The sequence below is a fragment of the Shewanella sp. A22 genome, assembly GCF_053850585.1.
Genome location: NZ_JBSQBN010000032.1, coordinates 19,530 through 38,820, shown reverse-complemented (window position 1 = coordinate 38,820; position 19,291 = coordinate 19,530). Strand labels below are relative to the sequence as shown.

The window sequence follows — 19,291 nt, the reverse complement described above, 5'->3', positions numbered from 1 at the left end:
AAGTGGAATACCTGAGAGACTCCATTCTGGCGGGTTTCAAAGTCCTTTATGCTTCGTTAGATGCTTTCAAAATACGACTGCATGGTCTATTTTTTTCCATAAAAAATAAGACATTCCCACCATCCATTGCGGTCAGATGCTGGAGGTAGAGTAACGCAGGAGCTTGTTACCGAGAATCACTATTCGCTTCAATCATCTGCCTTGCCTACAGCACTTTGAACTCCCGCTTAAAGATCACATATTTAATAGGATTGGTATAAATCAATTAAACTTAAACTGACGATTAGACGATTAGACGATTAGACGATTAGACGATTAGACGATTAGACGATTAGACGATTAGACGATTAGACGATTAGACGATTAGACGATTAGACGATTAGACGATTAGACGATTAGACGATTAGCATGATAAAAAGCAAGTCATATATAACAATGCAAAAAAAACTGCAGCAATAAATTGCTACAGTTTTAAAGTCCTAATATTTAGCTTAAGCTAAATATTAAACTACTGAAACGTTCTCAGCTTGAGGACCTTTTTGACCTTGAGTCACAGTGAAAGAAACTTTCTGACCTTCGTCAAGAGTTTTGAAACCGTCTGAATTGATAGCACGGAAGTGAACAAATACGTCTGGACCAGACTCTTGCTCAATAAATCCGAAACCTTTATCAGAGTTAAACCACTTAACAACACCAGTAACTTGAGACATAATATAAATCCTGTAAAAAAAATAGTTAAAGCCTTAACGGCGGTAAAGCTGGAAAATGCCGGTATTACTTATGTTTACAGGACGAAACTGTTCGTATTGATAAATATAAGCCCAACCTTCAAGCTGAGTAAACTATAAACCTTTTTCGGGATAAGTCAACAAACATCAACAAAACAACAGTATTTATTTAATGGCAATAAAAAACGGTTTATCTTTGAGCATCAAATAGTTATTTATATCAATTATCTGATTGTTTATTCTTCACGTTGATGAATTTCGATTTTAAAATCGACCTCACACTCGAGCCCTTGCTCTATTATCGTAGACTTCTGTGAATCACTCAATTTCCAAGCATAAGGTGTCATATTAAGAAAGTGATCAATATCATCAGCTTGGGTGAGCGATAATGAATAACTTAACCCCTCATGGGCTAGATAAGTAAAGCCATCTAAAACCAATGATTCTTGCGGATGCAATCTAGGCTCGCTATAAATCTTCTGTTTTAACGCATAGTGATGCATAGGGCCAGGCGATACGGTAATCAGTATCCCGTGAGGTTTTACCACCCGTTGTAGCTCTTCAATTTTAGACGGGGCATAAATACGAATGGCGAGATCAAAACGATTATCTGCAAAAGGCATTTCAAAGGCACTTGCCACACAAAAATTCAAGGCTGAATATCGTTTAGCGGCATAACGAATCGCAGACTTTGAAATATCGAGTCCATAAAGCTCACAATCAGTTTGTCTGCCCGAATCAAGCGTTTTGAATAGTCGATCACTGTAATAGCCTTCGCCACAACCGATATCAAGAATCATTGAAGCATCAGCAGCATATTCAAGCGCCAGTAAGTTAACTTTGTCACTTAATGGTTGATAAAAGCCACGGTTAAGAAACTCTCGTCTGGCAATCATCATTTCTTTATTATCACCAGGATCTTTTGTTTTCTTTTTCTGTACCGGTAATAAATTTACGTAACCTTCTTTAGCACAATCAAACTGATGGCGTTGCTCACATTGCCAAACCTTTTGCTGTTGGACTAACGGTGCGCTACAAATAGGACAAATATACGACATGGGGGGACTCTAAGGTTACTCAAAAATTAAAGATCGTCATGACATAGTTGATTAACCATATCCGACACATCTTTAGGGGCTAGTAGTTCAAAACAATCTAATTTACGTTGTAATTGCTCAATATTATAAAGCTGTTCATTTGATGGACGCCCAAAACTTGGGCGCTCCAAAGATTGATGATAGGTACGCAACAACCATTGATGCTTATTTTGCAATAAATGATCGAGCTTTAATAGTTCCGATGACACACCGGGATGGATTCTACCGGATTCACCACGGAGGTATTCACGTAAATCTCGGCGCACTTGTTCTAATTCACTAATATGCACAGCAAGCATATTCGATGGTTCATCATAATCAAATTTACGCCCTAATATCGCTTTAGCCATAACAAGTGCTTGAGGCTCATTTAACATTCGTAAATCATTCTCTAAAGTCACAAGTTCAAAGCGAGATTCAGGTGGTACACCTAAAAACACAAACTCATCAACGTGAATATTAATTGTCACCCCACGTCTAAGTTGTTCAATACACACTCGAGGTGCTACCCCCATAGCAGGATAGAGCTTAATTCCTTGGCCAATACAACGCTGTTGATTAGGCTGCTCTGCAAATGTTGGCGTTTGCTTAAAAGTAGAAGTTAAAAAAGGTTGAAAACGTACAATTAATGTAGCTTGGGTACTATTAACTTGGCTAACAACAATCTCAACGAGGGGATTGCTCATCGTCGACAATAAGAGTAAGTCACTCACATTTTCAGGTAAGCAAAGTGTCAGCGCTGTTGGTTGGGTAATCTCAGTAACACAAGGTTGAGTAAATATATGATGGTGCATAAAATATTCCTTTATTACTTCGCCAACTTGTCATCAGCAAATCCACATTAGTCATCTGGAAATAATACCAATTCCATTCATTATGTGATCAATCAAAATCACTCAGTTTTTCAGTTTGAGGTGCATTGTTGATAGGATGGTTGTTTACCTCATTATCATTTCTTATGCTTATAAATATTAACATATTTTTTATTGCAAAAAGGAGCTTATATTGTCTGAACTTAGCGCTATTCCACAGAGTTTATATTCAACAGCATGACGTCCAGCGATATCAGTCTTTATTTGGGTTGAGTCGCATCCTAAGATCATGAATGGCATGACCTGGCACCATAACAATTTAATCTCCTCGTTATAAACAACAGATCGTCAATCATCACGAACCAAAAATAAGTTTTCAAACACATCTAATTACTTAAAATAAAATCAATTTACCTAACCACCTATCAATACGCTAATACATTTTTTAACGCACACCTAAATACCAACAGGCTAACGGTGTCAATGGTAAATCTATTACGAATAAATTGAAGACACAATATAGTGTGATATGTTTCTCCCTAGGGTTAGAATTATTCTATTGTGACCGGCAATAGTTGATGTTAGTTACTGCTAATGCTTTAGATTTCAATACAAAACTACATGCTAACGGTGGCGCAATAGTCTCTACGGGGCCACATTGACCACGACCATAAGAAGCAAACTGATTGGGATTAATGTCGGCATGAAAAAATTGATTAGGTACCCGTACTTTTATACCGCTATGCTCACCGAGAGAATCAGTAAGTTGATCACCGATACTCATTAACCAAAAAAACATTTCGTTCAATTTCCAGTGCTTCGCGCACAATATCTTTGTAGGCGACATTGGGTGTTGGCGTAGTTAAATTTTTGCACACAAATTGATTAGTGTTGCGTGAAAAATAGGTGTATTGATTAACGATATAGGCATTAAACCCCATATTTTTTTCAAGCCAATACTGAGTGGGTTCAGCACTTTCATTTTCACAAGTCCGCGCTGTGACAAAATAACAATCAACGCCATCTTTAAAGCACCATTGTTTCGCAAAATCCACCATTCCCTGAATTGCTGGCCCTCTTCCTGTTGGATCAGAATCAATTGCAGCACTGAACTCCAGTGTATTATCAATATCGAACATCAACGCAGGTGTTTTGTTCTGTTTTTTTAATTGGGTGATTAACCCACTTTGGTTAAATGCCTGCATTAAATGAGTTAACCGTTGGCGCAAGGTCTCAATATCAGTTGCATATTGCGATGTCACACCATAGTGCGAAAACCCCGCGCTATCTTGGATAAGTTGATAGTAATGTTGGTAATCACTATGGACCATTAATGGACTGGGTGAAGGTACATTGATTGGCTTGCAATCTTCCCCATTGGCATCACATTGTGAATCTAGGCAGAGCTTTTCTGAACCACTGTATTGATTCAACTCACCGATACGCACATCCAATTGTGACTTGTTGCGGGTCAGTTCTTGGTACAAACTAATTGCATCGGGTGTGCTTGCATGATGGCTACACGCACTAAGAAAGCATGATGTCAGCACAAAATAAATGATTTTTTTCATAGTAATACCAATTCCAATAACAAACCATAGTTAAAAAACCGCGCCTAGATAGCACGCGGTTCTTTGGCTTTTTAAAGCAGCATTAAAAAATTAACTTGTTTTTAAATCCTCTAATAAATAATCAACCGCCTGAAATGCCAAAGCGGCCAACGTTAACGTTGGATTCCCCGTTGCAACGGTAGGAAACACTCCGCTTCCGACTAAAAACAGATTGCTATGGTCCCAAGATTGTTGCCGAGAATTAACCACCGAAGTCTCTTTGCAATCTCCCATTCGATATGTCCCAACAATATGACCTGCACCATAAAACGTAAAATTGTTGCCCATATATTCAAAGTTATTTGCAGTGACCTGATTTTGAACGCCATAAAAAACGGGCGCTGACGGTTCTTTGGTATATTCACGCGCACCAATGGCATCAAAGATTTTGGTAGAAATATCTTTAGCAGAAACAAACGCGTTACGCACATAATCTTCACGAACTCGATAAGTTAACTTGGGGCGCGGTAAACCTAAATTATCCGTCAATGTCTCTGACAACTCGACACGGTTTTCCGGATCGGGTAATTGTTCAATTAAATAACCCAAACGAACTTGACGGGTGTAAACACCATTTAAAGTCTTCACCAGCGTTGCACCAAATAATTCGCTATTTGCTGGCATTGCAGGGTCAAATCGCAATGGAATACCCTGTTGATTGACAGAATCACCATTTAATTGCGAGTTATTTTGACCAAACACAAAATCGGCTAAAGTGGTAAATGGATCATTTGCAGCCCACTGCCAGCCCTCATTACCAATTTCAATCCGATAAGCCGCACGATCTTTACGAAAAGCACCGTCACGTAAACATTCGATACCTGAAGTAGATAAAGGTCCTCGAAAGCTATAAACCGGATCTTTGGTCAAGCCCCACGCCAAATACATGATGTGATCCATTAAATTGCGCCCAACTTGGTCGCTATTGTTTGCAACACCATTCGGACAAGCTTTATTACGTGAAGACATAAGCAATAGTTTGGGAGTTTCAATTGCGTGAGCGGCAATCACATATTTTTTCCCAGTAACAGTGCCCCCGCCAGTGGCAATACCGCCATCAGTTTGATAAGTCACATAATCAATACCAATAACATCTGTGGTGTTTTCATCCACCTGCACATTCGTTGCTACGTGGCGATATAACACATCGACGTTGCCAGTTTGCAATGCACGAGCAAGTGTCACTGTTGCATCATATTTAGCTTGAATAGGGCAAATAGGAATACAATTAGTATTACCTGCACATTGACGACGCTCACCGGGTAATGAATTGCGCCCCTGCGGGGTAGGTGTAACAAACAAGTTGATATTGTCATACACCATATTGCTTACTGCTTGTTGATATTGTTGATCAACCAAAGATGAAATAATGCCAGGCATTGGATAATCGTAATTCGGCCCATAAACACCATCTGGTGAGACATTGAACCCACTATAAAGCTTATCCAACGCCTCTTTGTCACCCGCTACGCCAATTTCATTGGTCGCCTGTTCATAGTAAGGAACAAGCGCGTGATAAAATTGTTTTCCGCCTGGCCAGTCTACGCCTTGCTGGTATTGTGTTTGCAACTCAAAGTCATTAGGAAATAAATGCAAACTTGTGCCTAACCAATGCCACGTTGTACCGCCGCCAATCCGCTCATATGAACTGGCAAATGCAAACTTTGCATCTGGGCTGTCAGGTTTCAAATTATCAGGCTGTGGTGTGTAATCAAAATAACATTGTTTTGAATTACGCCATGCACCAATTTGCAACACTGTATAACGTGGCACATTTTCTGTTGCCGGATCTGGGAGCCCAAGTGGATTATCCGCAGTGGATGCCGCAGGGTTCTGCGTTGTTGGTGGGTACGGTGACTCGGGGGTTTTAGCATTGGCCTTAAAAAATGTTTTCATGTAATTGCTACGGTCAACCGGCACTTCCTGCCCAGCCTCTAGGATGAGTACTTTTTGACCCGCCATACCCAATTTATAAGCCATAATAGAACCTGCAATACCAGAGCCAACAATAATGACATCGTAGTTTGTTTGAGTGTTCATACTGCGTCTCCTTTATTACCGGTAAATGCAGATAATGCCGCGGGAGGTTTTGCCCAATAACCATAACGATAATTTGAATCGCCCATAGGATGGGCCTGCATAACTTGCCAAGCTAAACCTGTGGTGTAACTTTTTGCCGAAATCATATCGCTAACCGTAGTAGCTGGGGCAGCTTCTGTGGCAGGAATAATGGTTGGCCAAGCACCTGAATACCACATAAAGATTAATTTTCTACAGGCCAATACAAAACTAGCACCATTGTCAGGCGACAGCATCTGCGTTCCGATTTGTTGATCTGATAATTTTTGAGCTTTTAAAGCTGAAAATGTTTGAAAAATATGAGTAACTAACCCTGGATCATTCGATTCTTCAGTAATTTTTTGAGTAAAAACCGGCAAATATTCGGATTTAATATCCACAGGATCTAATTTGGGAGCAATGATATTGATTGCAAAGCCGGTTAATACCGCACTCAAACCAATAAAATCCATCATAGTGTCGTTATTCACGTTTGTTGTATCGTTCATGATTATTTCCTTTTAATACGTTATTGCGCACGCTGCAGCAAATAAGTGAAATCAGCAAAATTGCCATTAGTCGTTGCCGCATTGTTGTGGCAAGCCATACAACTGCTCGATGTTTGTTTAACAGATCCTTGGATGTAGGTTTCAAGCGTAGTGTTTGCTAAAAAAGAGGGAGCAGGCACACCCGTTGGATCTGTTGGATTAGTTGCATCTGTGGGCCATTGTGTGCTCACTAACTGGTAATTTACCCATACAGAACCTGGCACTGCGGCATCCAAAGCCGCGTGATAACGGGTATTTAATGCCTTAGCGTCGGCGGTGAGTGGAATAATACGTTCCACTTGTGTCGGCTTACTGTGTAAATTTGCAGGATCCCATGGGCGCGCAGGTGGTTCATTAATTTTGCAGTTGGTGCAGCTAGGGTTGTAAAAGTTATAAGCCGATAATGATGCAGTCTCTCCTTTGGTTGGGACATTAGCAACATGCTCAAAAGTAGACCAAATCCATTGCGGTTCGCTTGTGGTTTTATGGGCGATGTGAAACCCCACTAGGCCTACCTGCTCAAGTGAACAAGCCGCTTCAACCCCATGCTGCTCTTCAGGATTGTTATAAACCAACGCATAGGTCGTGTAGTAATTTTTCGGATCAAATTTACCCCCCATCTTGATCCATGCCGCTTTCAGCATAATAGAGCCTATCTGCCCGGTTTTACTGTCGCTTGGGGTAAAATCGACATCAGCATTAAACTGTTTCTGACCTTTTTTACTGTAAAGGTTGTTATCTAGAATAAAATTAAACATGGTTTCATTGGTTAATATTTCATAACGAGTGTAAAGCCCGTTTTGATCAATCAATGGACCGGTTGTAAAAGGCTCACCACTTTCATCTAACACATTGGGGGTTTTCCCAACTTGAGATAAATAAATAGCGCCTTTAGGTATCGTTTTCTGGTCAATACTTTTACAGACGTTCGGTACACTATTTGACTGGTCCCATCTTGGTGGTTTAGCACCATCTGCTAAAAAAATATCCCGACTTTCTTTCCAGTGTAACCATACTACTGGCCGATTTACCTCTTGGCCGATGTTAATTGAGCTGTCGGGTGAGCCATCAGCTTTAGCAGGCCAATTAAGTGCAATAAAAGATTGCCAAGAGAAATCGTCAAAATCATGTTGCAGGCTTTCAAGAGAAAAAGGGGGCGTTGCAGTGATTTCCAATGGAATAGTGGGACTTAAAGTGGGTAGCTGTGTGACGGCTTTTGTCACTACGGGCGGTTCAGCTTGCGCGGTGGCACTCATACATAAAAACAGCGCGCTATAGCTAAAATATTTAATATACATGACATTAACTCTCCTTGTTGTTGGGACTTTGTATCAAACTTTGCAGGTCACACTTTGTACGAGGAAGAACTATCAATTGAAGCCTATTTAAGCGCTACAAAAATTAAACGTACACACCACTTTGCTGCATAGCCGCAATATAAATAACTCTATGCGGATACAAGAAACGTTACCTTCTGAAAACCTTCTAAGTTAACAATTTGTTCACATTCAACTTATGCAAAACGGCAACTTTGAGCCTGTGTGTTGACTGTAAAGTAGGGCTTGTAGATTAATTTATCCGCGACAAAACCAATTGAGCCTAATATTTACGCGTTAATATAGCGGCTCACGGCCATACTTAACTTTAGATCACCCTCTTCGGCTATTGCGTTGTTTCCAATACACTCTTGGATCTGTATCATTCATTACAGTATTCCTAAGTTCAGGTATGATTTCAGCTTTCTTCACATGGTCGCTTCTGGGTAGCAAAATTGACTCAGCGTATAGATACCCTAGCGAAGAAGAAAACCGAAGTGACATTGAAAACTGATGCTTCCGGCATCAGTAAAAGGCATAAAGCCAACATAATGAGTAATACTAGGTTGGCATGGCTCTGCTTTATCACAAATTGACGGTAACGAATTGCCAGCCGATTGATAGTTTATTACTCGAGCAATGGCACATCGCTCAATATGCACTCTGGCATGTACTAAGATGCATTAATAAATGGCGAATTAAATGTCATGTAAGCAAACATCAAAAAATAGATTTAACCCTGATTACACGAAGTAACATACAAAAACGAGTCAACATAAATGAACAAGAATCAAGACAATCAACCGTCGCTGTTTTGGCACGATTATGAAACATTCGGGGCAAACCCAAGCAAAGACCGTCCATCACAGTTTGCGGGGATTCGAACCGATCTTGAACTTAATATTATCGGTGAACCTGAAACCTTTTATTGCAAACTCGCGCCTGACTACTTACCGTCTCCTGAAGCTATATTAATTACCGGTATTACCCCGCAACTGGCAAACCTTAAAGGCATACCAGAAGCCGAATTTATGAAACGTATCAATACATTATTTAGCCAACCCAACACCTGCGTTGTGGGCTATAACTCATTACGTTTTGATGATGAAGTCAGTCGTTATGGTTTCTACCGTAACTTTATTGACCCCTATGGACGCGAATGGCAAAACGGAAATTCTCGCTGGGATATTATTGATTTAGTTCGAGCTTGTTATGCATTTCGTCCAGACGGGATTAATTGGCCATTAAAAGAAGATGGCTCCCCCAGTTTCAAATTGGAATTGTTGACCCAAGCAAATGGCTTAAGTCATGAAAAAGCCCATGATGCGATGTCAGATGTTTATGCCACTATTGCAATGGCTAAATTGATAAAGCAAAAACAACCGAAACTGTACGAATATTATTTTAATCTAAGGCGTAAACAAGCGGTTGCAGACCATATTGACGTCCTAAAAATGCAACCTTTGGTTCATGTCAGCTCAAAAATTAGTGCATTACAAGGCTGTACAACGTTAATCGCACCTGTTGCGTACCATCCGACCAATAAAAATGCGGTGATTTGCGTTAATTTGGCCATGGACATCTCACCATTATTGGAATTGTCAGCTCAAGAGATAAGTGACCGTATGTACACATCTCGTCAACAATTAGCTGAAAACGAGCTCGCAATACCACTAAAACAAATCCTCCTCAACAAGTGCCCTTTTATTGGTTCGCCAAAATTACTTGACGACGAGGTAACTGAAAAACTACAGTTTGATAAAGCATTTGCACGTGAGCAATATAAACGCTTAAAAAATCATCCAGAATTACGAGAAAAGCTTAATCAAGTATTTGAACTTGAATCTGATCGTAAGCCGATTACCGATCCTGATTTAATGCTTTATAGTGGTGGTTTTTTCAGTCATGCCGATAAAACAAAAATCGATATTATTTGCCATACCGCACCACATAATTTGGCGGCATTAGCATTGCAATTTGATGATCCACGTATCAATGAGATGTTGTTTCGTTTTCGGGCACGTAACTACCCAGAAACATTAAGCGACAGTGAAGCGCATAAATGGCGAGATTTCTGTCAACAACGCTTATCGAATGACGATTATGTGATTAAACTCGAGAACCTGGTTGAAGAAACCAGCGAGAATGATCACAAACAAAAGCTACTAAAAGCCCTATATCAATATCTACAATCATTATAGTGAATTTTCACTTTGCCCGATTTATTTCATCTAAGGATTAAGGGAATGCAAAATAGATTTTTAGACAGCATTACTCAACTAGACAAACCTTTGGCTACTGCACTTGTGCCATTATTAAATGACCAGTTTTGCGGTCATATTGATGCGAGCCAATTTGCAGCACTTGTTAAGGCAAGTGATAAAACTGAGCAACAAGTGCTCATGGACTTATTACCTATTGCAGCTGCACTAGCCAACCCGCCAATAAGTGAATTTTACGTTGGGGCTATTGCAAAAGGCGCAAGTGGCGACTTATACATGGGCGCTAATTTAGAATTACCCGGTGAAGCACTGTTCCACAGTGTCCATGCAGAACAAAGCGCTATCAGTCATGCATGGTTAAGTGGCGAAACAGAAATTGTCGATATTATTGTTAATTTCAGTCCCTGTGGTCACTGCCGTCAATTTATGAACGAACTGGTCAATGGCAGTAAAATCAACATTCATCTGCCAAAGCAAGAAACCAAAACCTTAGCGCATTATTTACCCTATGCGTTTGGGCCAGCAGACTTAGATGTCACAGTGCCACTATTATGTAAACGTGAGCAAGAATTTAATTGTGATTCTGATGATCCAATGATTATCGAAGCCATTGATCAAATGGGCCTTAGTTATGCGCCGTATACCAATTGCAATGCAGCCGTGGTATTAGAAACCAACGATGGCGCCACTTTCTGTGGTCGATATGCAGAAAACGCCGCATTTAACCCATCAATGCAGCCGATGCAAATGGCATTATCAAATTTAATCCGCCATAACCGTCAATACAATGAAATAAAACGCGCAGTATTGGTGGAGTCATCGGTTGGAAAAATTTCCTTAGTCGGCGCGGCAATGGATGCGTTACATGCCATTGCCCCCATTGAACTCGAACATATTGTTGTAGAACCTTTGCAAGCATAAGCAGGGCTCAACGGGGATGATATAACCCGTCATATAAGAGGCGCTACTCAGCGCCTTTTTTATTGAAATAAACTCTACATTAACTCTCGATTAATCATGTATCATATTTTAATAATTGGTAGTAAATACCATGCTAAGCTACTGAATCATTTTTTGCTTCCACGGCATTGATGATTAAATGGTATTGTTCTTACTCATAAAATTTGCAGCTAACAGGGCGGCAATACAATGTAATATGATGTTCCACAGGCAAACTATTTCATATAAACATCAGATAAAAATAGGATTTAGTGCCATAAACGACTTCAAGCAATATGTTACCGTTAAGGTACTCATGAGAACCATATTTACCATGAACAAGCAAACGTAAAGCGAGCCACTGTTGCGTATATTTACCGTTAACAAAATTTTATTCTTTATTGTATTTTGCACAATCGCTTTAGTGTGGGCCATTGTCCATAATGCCAAACCTCTCACCGTAAAAATACTCAACAACATATTAGCTGACAACCATATAGAAGTGCTTAATTTTGATGCTGAATATATCTCATTCAACCATATCAGCATTCCGCGACTAATTTTAAAAATTGAAGACAGCCATATTGCCATCCAAGACTTTAACCTTGAACTGCGCGACAGCCTGCAAGTCCTTAAAAACCAGCAAATCAACGCCGACGATATCATCAGCATTCACACTGAAAGTGTTTATGTTGATTTAGGTGATAGCTTTTTTATTCGTCAATCACAGCAAACAGAAGAGTCTCCTGCAGCATTACAGCTTAACCTTGGTCAATTACCCATGATTGATTTAGGTGCTATTACCATAAAGTTGCCAGTACTCAATAAAAAAGACAAACAACAACAAACCTTAAAAATGGATAAGCTTACATTAGCCCAAAATGGTGAATTAGAAACAGTATGGCGATTTAATGATTTTTCGCTGTTTAGCCTTAACGCATCGCTAGACAAACGGGCTTGGACATTTAACACCTTTGTCGATTTAGGATTAAGCTATCAAGGACTTAAATCATTAAACCAATACTTAAATTTATTACATGATAAACAAAACCCACAGGCTGGCAAAACCGACAACATGCTCGATGGGTTACGCAAACAGCTATCCCAATTATTGCAACCTATTGACGATCAACAGATAACAATTGACGGTCAATGGACGACTAAAAGTAGAATTGATCTAATAAGTGGCGAGATGAGCAGTCAACAATCAATTGCAGACTTATCTTTGTACTCACCACGCTGGCCCAGCCTCTATTTTGCGCCGCAACAACCCGTTAATGCGATGATTAATTTAGGTCATTTCCCAGTAACAGCCTCGCTTAACGACAGTAAAGCGACTAAAGCTTTTGCGGTAAAAATCAACATTGCTCCGCTAAACTATCAACTGTCGCCTTCGGTAGACGACAGAAATAAATTGATTACCTTATTCGCTGGCGCTCAAAAAGACACAATAGTGAATATCTTAGAAAAGTTAACCCCAAAATCGACCTCTCAGTTAACCAATATCGATATCAGCATGGACTATCCTATTGAAGTCGTTATTCCGTTGCAAAATGATGATTTACCACTGCAAGTATTACTACCTGACGTGAAAGTCAGTATCGAAGGGTTGCTGTTACACAGTAAGCTAAAACTGACACACACTACATTTAACAGTCAGCAACAATTTAGCAGTCATTTCGACTGGGAAAACACATTATCGGCGCAGCAAGCAACCGACAACACGATAATAGGTTCGAAAGACAACGCATCCTTGTCAATATCGGCCACTACGCCAATGGCTTTTGATATAAAAGGTTTATTCCCTACTCTACCTGTAGAACAGCTGTCGTTGTCAAAGGCAAAACTTCATTTAACAGGCAAAATATCCAAACAAAAACAACAACTCGAACTAACATTCCAACCAAATTCAAGCTTAGCAGTTCATAACACGAGTATTCTTCGCCGTATTACCAGCACCAATGAACAAGAGGCCAAGCAAACCGAAAACACATCAGCACGATTAGGAGCATTTAACGTTATTCTCGATGACACATCGACCATCACTTATAGCTCCAATAACACGCAAGTCATGCTATCCCCGTTTACAACAAGCATAAGTCAACTTGTTGCGCAACAAACAGACCAAGCGGCTATCAGTAAGTTATCAACTACACAAGCCTCACTTAATAAAGCTGATGTGAGTATAAACCAAGCATTATCATTCACTATCAATCATCATGACGCTATCGAAAAATCAATAGCACGATGGTTACAATCTTCGACGACGAATAGCATAAACTGGCATATCAATAAGCTTGATATAACAAAGCAACTAGGGAAAAGTCGCCACCAACCATTGTTTGCATTGAATAACATTAATGTGACTCAACAGCTAAATTTATCCAAAGGATTATTAGTCGGCAACGAACAGTGGCAGCTAGATACCCTTAAATTAACCAGTTATCATTTATTAAAATTTGCCGATAATGAAAGTCCATTATCATTAGCAGGACAATGGAACTTTGATAGCGACATTGAAACAGCGCTACAGACGTTAAATAAAGTGCAACCTTTGCCCAGCAATTTTACCATCCAAGGCCACAGCAAACTGCTAGCCAGCTTTGCATTAAGTGAAATAAACAATACCAACCAGTTTGAAATGAAGATTCAACAACAGTTATCTTCTTTGTCAGGAAAATGGGAAGATAAATCATTTAATGGCGGAGACGTATTTGCCCAATGCCAATTTAACTGGCAACAAATTCATGATGCCAAAAACGCCGCAGCGAACGAGAAACAATTTGCTCACAGTCAATTGGTCTGTCCACAAACCGCTATCAGTTTAGCGCAAGCAAAACTCGGTTTATCTCTGACCCATTTAAATTTGAACGCGAATATTGAACTGAATAAAGATGGCAACAAAGCCCCAAGCAACTGGCTACAACAAATTACTGGACTCAGTGAAACAAACATCAGCCTTACCGCCAGTGGAGATATGCTTGATGGTCACTTTTTACTCCCCGAGTTTGTGTTAAAACTACATGATAAATCTTATGGGTATTTGTTACTGCAAGGCTTGAGTTTAGAAAAATTTTTAGAAGAACAGCCACAAGTGGGTGTGAAAGCCAATGGCTTATTTGATGGTGTCTTGCCCGCCGAACTTATCGACGGTAAAGTGACTATTGCAGGCGGAAAACTGGCCGCACGATCGCCTGGAGGATTAATTGAAGTTGCCGGAAATCCAGCAATAGATAGACTAGAATTAACCCAACCTTATCTTGAGTTAGTTTTTACTGCCCTTGAACATCTTAAGTACAGTGAGTTATCGAGCACATTTGACATGACGCCTAATGGCGATGCGGTTATCAAGATTGGGGTTAAAGGTAACAGTCGTGACGTTGAACGCCCCGTTCACCTTAATTACACGCACCAAGAGAATCTGATCCAACTATACAAAAGTACTCAAATCGGCAATCAGTTACAAAACAAAATAGAAACCAAGATCCAGTAGCAGCCCAAAAGGATAGTCAACGTGAAATATTCGTCGAAACATTTGCTCAGTATCATTATCGTTATGGCATCGCTATTAGCCTGTACACCAACGGTAAAAATTGAACCACCTGATAAACCAATCGTTATCAATTTGAATGTCAAAATTGAACATGAAATTAAAATTAAAGTGGAGAAAGAGCTCGATAATTTACTCGAAAACAATGAGCTATTTTAAGCGGAGATTATCAAGATGAAATCGACATTCAGTTTATCTATTACTATGGGCATCATCGGCCTTTTCTGGTCTGTAACAGCATGGGCGATGACACTACAAGAGGCTAAAACCAATCGCATTGTTGGTGAACAACCTAATGGTTATTTAGGCATAGTTATCGACTCACCAGAAGCACAGCAGCTGGTGTTAACCGTTAATAAAAAACGCAAAGAGCATTATCAAGCCATTGCTCAGCGAAATAATATCAGTCTTGAAAAAGTCGCAACGCTTGCAGCAAAAAAAGCGATGCAAGCAGCAGAGCCTGGGCATATGATCCAAACACCACAAGGGCAATGGCTAAAAAAATAACCACATGGATCCTCAATGTGGTTATTTTCTCGGTTCACAACAAATTACATTGTTGCCATAGTCCAATAATCTAAACGTTTTTGTGGGTCTGATACTATCGATTTACAAGAGTCTTTGTATTTTGACATCAACCCACCCAAATTATTAGAACCACCTAATTGAGCAATTTGTTTTTGTTTAGTTGTTGCAACCTCTTTATCAACTTGTGCAGGATCACGATATTGACTTGCAATAGTCACGGCATCAACTGCCGAAGTTTTTAAACGCTCTCCCACGGCTTTCATTTGCGGGGCGTTCATTGCACCAATCGCTTCAGAGCTAATTTGGTAATACGCTGCACACTCAATTAATTCATCAGTAAATGCTTTTTCGGCAGCATCTTCTGCTTGTACCGTCACACTCACACACATAGCCGACAGAGTAAAAAGCCAGATAACAGATTTATTCATTATTATTTTCCTTCATCTTTTAGAAATTCGTAGGGAGTGTTAACGACTGATAATGTGTTAAACGAGACATTAAAAACTGTTCGACTTGAGGCCATTCGGTTTCAATAATTGAAAAAATAACAGTATCTCTAATCGTACCATCTGCTTGAATTTTATGATTACGTAATATGCCATCTTGTTTGGCGCCCAATCTCGTAATTGCATTACGTGAGGCATGATTATGCCAATGTGTCCTGAATTCGACCGCAATCGCATCCAAAGTATTAAATGCATAGCGGAGTAATAATAACTTGGACTCGGTATTAATAGCACTGCGTTGATAAGATTTGGCGTACCAAGTGTAACCAATTTCGAGTCTACGATTAGGTTGGTCCCAGTGGCAAACTCGAGTACAACCAATGATATTGCCAGAGACTTTATCACGCACAGCAAATGCGACTGCTTCGCCTTGGTTTTCACAAGCTAAAGCGAACTCAACATACGCTTTCATGCCATCAGCATTAGGAATTTGCGTAAACCACAATTTCCATAATTCACCATCATTGGCAGCCAAAATTAATCCAGGAACGTGATCCAAAGACAACGGCTCTAAGATAACATGCTCGCCCATTAAGCAATCTTGTCGATTAATCCAGCTCAAATTACGCTCCTTTTATTAAAAGGTTACATTACCTTAACTGAATATAGATTTACAGCCAGTAACCACAATGTTTTTGGCTATGGCGTAAAAACATTGTTCTTAAAAATTGCAGTTTCTAGCTTAAAAGATCGAGTGCGCAACATCACAATAAGGTTAAAAACCATGTTTTGCGTTGCTGACTCTAAACCAACCCGCAATACTATTACGCGTTTTCCTTGTCGGTTTAACTTCATGAGGGAAACGTTCACTTAAAAACAGTACCAAGGTGCCCATTTTCGGATGAATAACTTCCAACGGAGAATCACACTCATTATAAATAATCAATTCACCACCATCGTTTTCTTGCCAATCGGGATTCAAGAAAAACACTGTCGATAAAATACGATTTTGACTGCCGTGAAGTGCATCAACATGCTTTTTGTAAAACCCACCTGGCTCATACACCGCATAGTGGCTTTCAAAATCAAATAATCCCATAAATAAACGTCGATTTAAGCCATCTTTTAATTGGCTCATAATCGATAAATATTCATTATCAGTATGATCTTTATTATCCAGCCAACTAATTTTATCCGAACGAATGGCAGTATTTATTTGCTGCTCAACACCTCGACCTATGGCGGCTTTTTTAAACGCAATATCTTGCTCTGCTTGCATTTTTTCAAGCAAAGCTAGGCTTATATAATGAGGAATGATATCAAATAAAAGGATATACCCTTTATCGACTAACGCATCTGCGATCACATCCAGCATTGCTTCACTCACTTGTGAAACCATACATGCTACATCCAATATAGAGACTACGCTTTTTACTGTACTCAAGGGCTCTGAAAGGAAATTAAAAGCCTGATTTTCGAGGGGGCGTCATTACAAAGTATGCTTGTCATACTTCGGCTAAATGCGGCGAGTTTATAGAATAAACCCATTGTGGACAACAAATATTAAAATAGATAATATTCATAAACTTAAGTAAGCCTAACACATAGGTACTTCTAAGCCTAAGGGTTAAATCTGGCTATGGGACAATATAATCTCTGCAGATTCATCCGTAAGTTTACTATCAGGCTGCTGTGTTTTATGAGCGGCAATATGGCTTTGATGCATTTTTAACGCTAAATATAAGTCAGAACGAATGGTAATCCCCTCGTCTCCGCATACCATATCAGTTTGTTCAAACCAGCTAATTAACTGTCTTTTGCGCCCGGCCAACACTAAGCTCACACCACGTTTACGCAATAGCATGTCTATGTCTGCTAACATTGCCATCACACTCAAATCTAAATGAGTAAAGCATGGTACTGCATCAATAATCACACAATCGATGCTTTCCAGCTGATTTTGCCTTGCAAAACGCTCAAGTAAACGTCGTTTAAAATAAGTGGCATTAAAATAGGTTAGCGGAGAATTAAACCGATAGATAAACACACCTGGCACAGATGCGGCTTTGTCTGTGCTATCTAAGCTTCGAATAATACCTTTAGCATCAAGCCCAAGCACCTGATCAGTAGGACGCATAACGGTTCGCAGAAATTGAAACAACCCCAGTAATACGGCAAGAGTAATCCCAGGGATCACACCAATAAAAAGCACCGCAAAGAAAGTTGTTAACGCTAAATAAAATGCTTGACGATCGCGGACTCGTAAGCCCCAAATTGCTTTCAAATCGATAAGATGCACTGAAGCAATCACTAACACTACACCAAGAGCAGCACTGGGAATAAATTCTAAAGGTGCCGTTAAAAATACTGCAACAATGGCAATTAATACCGCAGCAATGACCGACACTAATTGGGATTTTCCGCCATTAGCATCATTAACAGCCGTACGGGAGTCGGCCCCACTAACGGCAAAACCCTGAGATAAAGCGGAAGCAATATTGGCTAAGCCTAAAGCTTTAAACTCTTTATCGGCATCAATATCATAACCATTTTTGGCGGCAAAACTACGGGCGGTAAGCATCATACTAACAAAACTGACCATGGCTAAATTGAGTGCAGGCATGACTAATTCACGCGCAATACCAATATTAAACACTGGTGCTTGAAATGTTGGCAAGCCTCCTGCCACGCTGCCAATTACCGCAACATCATAGTCGGTTAAATTGAACCCCCAAACCAATATCCCCCCTACCGCAATAGCAAACATTGATGCTGGCCATGTTGGCTTAAGGCGTTTCATCACAAAATAAACAATGACAGTAAGAATGGCCATCAACAACGTTGGAATATGGGTTTGTGATAAATAACTTGGCGCACCACCCAAGCGTTCAAGCAAGTATTTGTCATCAAAAGTGAAACCGAATATTTTAGAAAACTGCCCTACAATGATTGTAATTGCAACACCATTAAGCAACCCCATAAGAATAGGTTTGGATAAAAAGTCGGCTAATACCCCTAATTTAAATCGACTGGCAATTAAGCACCAAAAACCTGTCATCACGGTCATGGTCATCACTAATTGCCAATGTTTAAGGCTGTCTCCAGCGGCTAGAGGTGTTACAACAGCCGCGATAACCGCACACGTTGCAGCGTCAGGGCCCACAATAAGTTGTCTTGAGGTGCCAAATAAGGCGTAAATGAGCATCGGCAACACACATGAATATAAACCTACAGCTGCATTTACCCCCGTTAACTGCGCATACGCAATGGCAACAGGCAAAGCGACTGCTGCAACGGATAAACCCGCACGAACGTCATCTTTAAGCCAGCTTCGCTCATAACGAGAAAAGGTTTCTAAACCAGGCATAAATCCATATAACCGACTCAGTAACACAGTAACCTCAATAATAATAATTTAGGGTGTTATCATAGTTTTA

The 19,291-nt window shown here is 40.0% G+C and carries 17 protein-coding genes; 5 read left to right on the top strand and 12 right to left on the bottom strand.

All coding sequences use genetic code 11. The features are described 5' to 3' along the window. Nucleotides 1-503: 503 nt before the first annotated feature. The 8 genes from ACWXWT_RS08135 to ACWXWT_RS08100 all read right to left on the bottom strand — a co-directional run bounded on the left by ACWXWT_RS08135 (nucleotide 504) and on the right by ACWXWT_RS08100 (nucleotide 8,151). Nucleotides 504-710 carry a cold-shock protein gene (locus ACWXWT_RS08135; protein WP_124018113.1) on the bottom strand — a complete coding sequence of 69 codons (207 nt, stop codon included), beginning with the start codon at nucleotides 708-710 and terminating at the stop codon, nucleotides 504-506. 254 nt (nucleotides 711-964) lie between these two features. Continuing rightward, nucleotides 965-1,786, bottom strand: coding sequence for a 23S rRNA (guanine(745)-N(1))-methyltransferase (rlmA, locus tag ACWXWT_RS08130; protein ID WP_456041106.1), 822 nt, complete (start codon nucleotides 1,784-1,786; stop codon nucleotides 965-967). Nucleotides 1,787-1,812: 26 nt separating this feature from the next. Then, nucleotides 1,813-2,619 carry a hypothetical protein gene (locus ACWXWT_RS08125; RefSeq protein ID WP_456041105.1) on the bottom strand — a complete coding sequence of 269 codons (807 nt, stop codon included), beginning with the start codon at nucleotides 2,617-2,619 and terminating at the stop codon, nucleotides 1,813-1,815. 574 nt (nucleotides 2,620-3,193) lie between these two features. Further along, nucleotides 3,194-3,436, bottom strand: coding sequence for a hypothetical protein (locus ACWXWT_RS08120; RefSeq protein ID WP_456041104.1), 243 nt, complete (start codon nucleotides 3,434-3,436; stop codon nucleotides 3,194-3,196). Further along, nucleotides 3,408-4,208 carry a hypothetical protein gene (locus tag ACWXWT_RS08115; RefSeq protein WP_456041103.1) on the bottom strand — a complete coding sequence of 267 codons (801 nt, stop codon included), beginning with the start codon at nucleotides 4,206-4,208 and terminating at the stop codon, nucleotides 3,408-3,410. The genes ACWXWT_RS08120 and ACWXWT_RS08115 overlap by 29 nt, the downstream gene beginning before the upstream one ends. Before the next feature lie 90 nt (nucleotides 4,209-4,298). Continuing rightward, on the bottom strand, nucleotides 4,299-6,287 hold the full coding sequence (locus tag ACWXWT_RS08110; RefSeq protein ID WP_456041102.1) for a GMC family oxidoreductase: 1,989 nt from the start codon (nucleotides 6,285-6,287) through the stop codon (nucleotides 4,299-4,301). Continuing rightward, a complete protein-coding gene (locus ACWXWT_RS08105; protein WP_456041101.1) occupies nucleotides 6,284-6,814 on the bottom strand; it encodes a hypothetical protein in 531 nt (176 codons plus the stop codon). Before ACWXWT_RS08105 ends, ACWXWT_RS08110 begins: the two co-directional genes overlap by 4 nt. Before the next feature lie 20 nt (nucleotides 6,815-6,834). After that, nucleotides 6,835-8,151 (bottom strand): hypothetical protein, encoded by a 1,317-nt coding sequence (locus ACWXWT_RS08100; protein WP_456041100.1) that lies wholly within the window; start codon nucleotides 8,149-8,151, stop codon nucleotides 6,835-6,837. Between the two features lie 797 nt (nucleotides 8,152-8,948). On the opposite strand from ACWXWT_RS08100, the gene sbcB reads away from it, so the two are divergent. From sbcB to ACWXWT_RS08075, 5 genes are all read left to right on the top strand, one after another. After that, the gene (gene sbcB / locus ACWXWT_RS08095) at nucleotides 8,949-10,370 is read left to right on the top strand and encodes an exodeoxyribonuclease I (RefSeq protein ID WP_456041099.1); all 1,422 of its coding nucleotides are present in this window, start codon (nucleotides 8,949-8,951) and stop codon (nucleotides 10,368-10,370) included. 45 nt (nucleotides 10,371-10,415) lie between these two features. Continuing rightward, complete coding sequence (gene cdd / locus ACWXWT_RS08090; RefSeq protein WP_456041098.1) at nucleotides 10,416-11,312, top strand: cytidine deaminase; 897 nt, start codon at nucleotides 10,416-10,418, stop codon at nucleotides 11,310-11,312. A gap of 382 nt (nucleotides 11,313-11,694) precedes the next feature. Continuing rightward, a complete protein-coding gene (locus tag ACWXWT_RS08085) occupies nucleotides 11,695-14,823 on the top strand; it encodes a YdbH domain-containing protein (RefSeq protein WP_456041097.1) in 3,129 nt (1,042 codons plus the stop codon). Nucleotides 14,824-14,886: 63 nt separating this feature from the next. Next, on the top strand, nucleotides 14,887-15,039 hold the full coding sequence (locus ACWXWT_RS08080; protein ID WP_456041110.1) for a YnbE family lipoprotein: 153 nt from the start codon (nucleotides 14,887-14,889) through the stop codon (nucleotides 15,037-15,039). Between the two features lie 15 nt (nucleotides 15,040-15,054). After that, nucleotides 15,055-15,387, top strand: coding sequence for a YdbL family protein (locus ACWXWT_RS08075; RefSeq protein ID WP_456041096.1), 333 nt, complete (start codon nucleotides 15,055-15,057; stop codon nucleotides 15,385-15,387). A gap of 44 nt (nucleotides 15,388-15,431) precedes the next feature. Here ACWXWT_RS08075 and ACWXWT_RS08070 read toward each other — a convergent pair whose 3' ends face one another. The 4 genes from ACWXWT_RS08070 to ACWXWT_RS08055 all read right to left on the bottom strand — a co-directional run bounded on the left by ACWXWT_RS08070 (nucleotide 15,432) and on the right by ACWXWT_RS08055 (nucleotide 19,221). Further along, nucleotides 15,432-15,797 carry a hypothetical protein gene (locus ACWXWT_RS08070; RefSeq protein WP_456041109.1) on the bottom strand — a complete coding sequence of 122 codons (366 nt, stop codon included), beginning with the start codon at nucleotides 15,795-15,797 and terminating at the stop codon, nucleotides 15,432-15,434. A gap of 58 nt (nucleotides 15,798-15,855) precedes the next feature. Continuing rightward, the gene (locus tag ACWXWT_RS08065; protein WP_456041108.1) at nucleotides 15,856-16,446 is read right to left on the bottom strand and encodes a GNAT family N-acetyltransferase; all 591 of its coding nucleotides are present in this window, start codon (nucleotides 16,444-16,446) and stop codon (nucleotides 15,856-15,858) included. Between the two features lie 183 nt (nucleotides 16,447-16,629). Continuing rightward, a complete protein-coding gene (locus ACWXWT_RS08060; protein ID WP_456041095.1) occupies nucleotides 16,630-17,253 on the bottom strand; it encodes a 2OG-Fe(II) oxygenase in 624 nt (207 codons plus the stop codon). Between the two features lie 228 nt (nucleotides 17,254-17,481). After that, nucleotides 17,482-19,221: a SulP family inorganic anion transporter gene (locus tag ACWXWT_RS08055; protein ID WP_456041094.1), complete on the bottom strand. Its 1,740-nt coding sequence runs from the start codon at nucleotides 19,219-19,221 to the stop codon at nucleotides 17,482-17,484. Nucleotides 19,222-19,291 lie beyond the last annotated feature (70 nt).

Bases quoted from the DNA above. Each gene is read 5' to 3' on its own strand.
- ACWXWT_RS08135 (WP_124018113.1), bottom strand. From the start codon at position 710: ATGTCTCAAGTTACTGGTGTTGTTAAGTGGTTTAACTCTGATAAAGGT.
- rlmA (WP_456041106.1), bottom strand. From the start codon at position 1,786: ATGTCGTATATTTGTCCTATTTGTAGCGCACCGTTAGTCCAACAGCAA.
- ACWXWT_RS08125 (WP_456041105.1), bottom strand. From the start codon at position 2,619: ATGCACCATCATATATTTACTCAACCTTGTGTTACTGAGATTACCCAA.
- ACWXWT_RS08120 (WP_456041104.1), bottom strand. From the start codon at position 3,436: ATGTTTTTTTGGTTAATGAGTATCGGTGATCAACTTACTGATTCTCTC.
- ACWXWT_RS08115 (WP_456041103.1), bottom strand. From the start codon at position 4,208: ATGAAAAAAATCATTTATTTTGTGCTGACATCATGCTTTCTTAGTGCG.
- ACWXWT_RS08110 (WP_456041102.1), bottom strand. From the start codon at position 6,287: ATGAACACTCAAACAAACTACGATGTCATTATTGTTGGCTCTGGTATT.
- ACWXWT_RS08105 (WP_456041101.1), bottom strand. From the start codon at position 6,814: ATGAACGATACAACAAACGTGAATAACGACACTATGATGGATTTTATT.
- ACWXWT_RS08100 (WP_456041100.1), bottom strand. From the start codon at position 8,151: ATGTATATTAAATATTTTAGCTATAGCGCGCTGTTTTTATGTATGAGT.
- sbcB (WP_456041099.1), top strand. From the start codon at position 8,949: ATGAACAAGAATCAAGACAATCAACCGTCGCTGTTTTGGCACGATTAT.
- cdd (WP_456041098.1), top strand. From the start codon at position 10,416: ATGCAAAATAGATTTTTAGACAGCATTACTCAACTAGACAAACCTTTG.
- ACWXWT_RS08080 (WP_456041110.1), top strand. From the start codon at position 14,887: ATGGCATCGCTATTAGCCTGTACACCAACGGTAAAAATTGAACCACCT.
- ACWXWT_RS08075 (WP_456041096.1), top strand. From the start codon at position 15,055: ATGAAATCGACATTCAGTTTATCTATTACTATGGGCATCATCGGCCTT.
- ACWXWT_RS08070 (WP_456041109.1), bottom strand. From the start codon at position 15,797: ATGTGTGTGAGTGTGACGGTACAAGCAGAAGATGCTGCCGAAAAAGCA.
- ACWXWT_RS08065 (WP_456041108.1), bottom strand. From the start codon at position 16,446: ATGGGCGAGCATGTTATCTTAGAGCCGTTGTCTTTGGATCACGTTCCT.
- ACWXWT_RS08060 (WP_456041095.1), bottom strand. From the start codon at position 17,253: ATGGTTTCACAAGTGAGTGAAGCAATGCTGGATGTGATCGCAGATGCG.
- ACWXWT_RS08055 (WP_456041094.1), bottom strand. From the start codon at position 19,221: ATGCCTGGTTTAGAAACCTTTTCTCGTTATGAGCGAAGCTGGCTTAAA.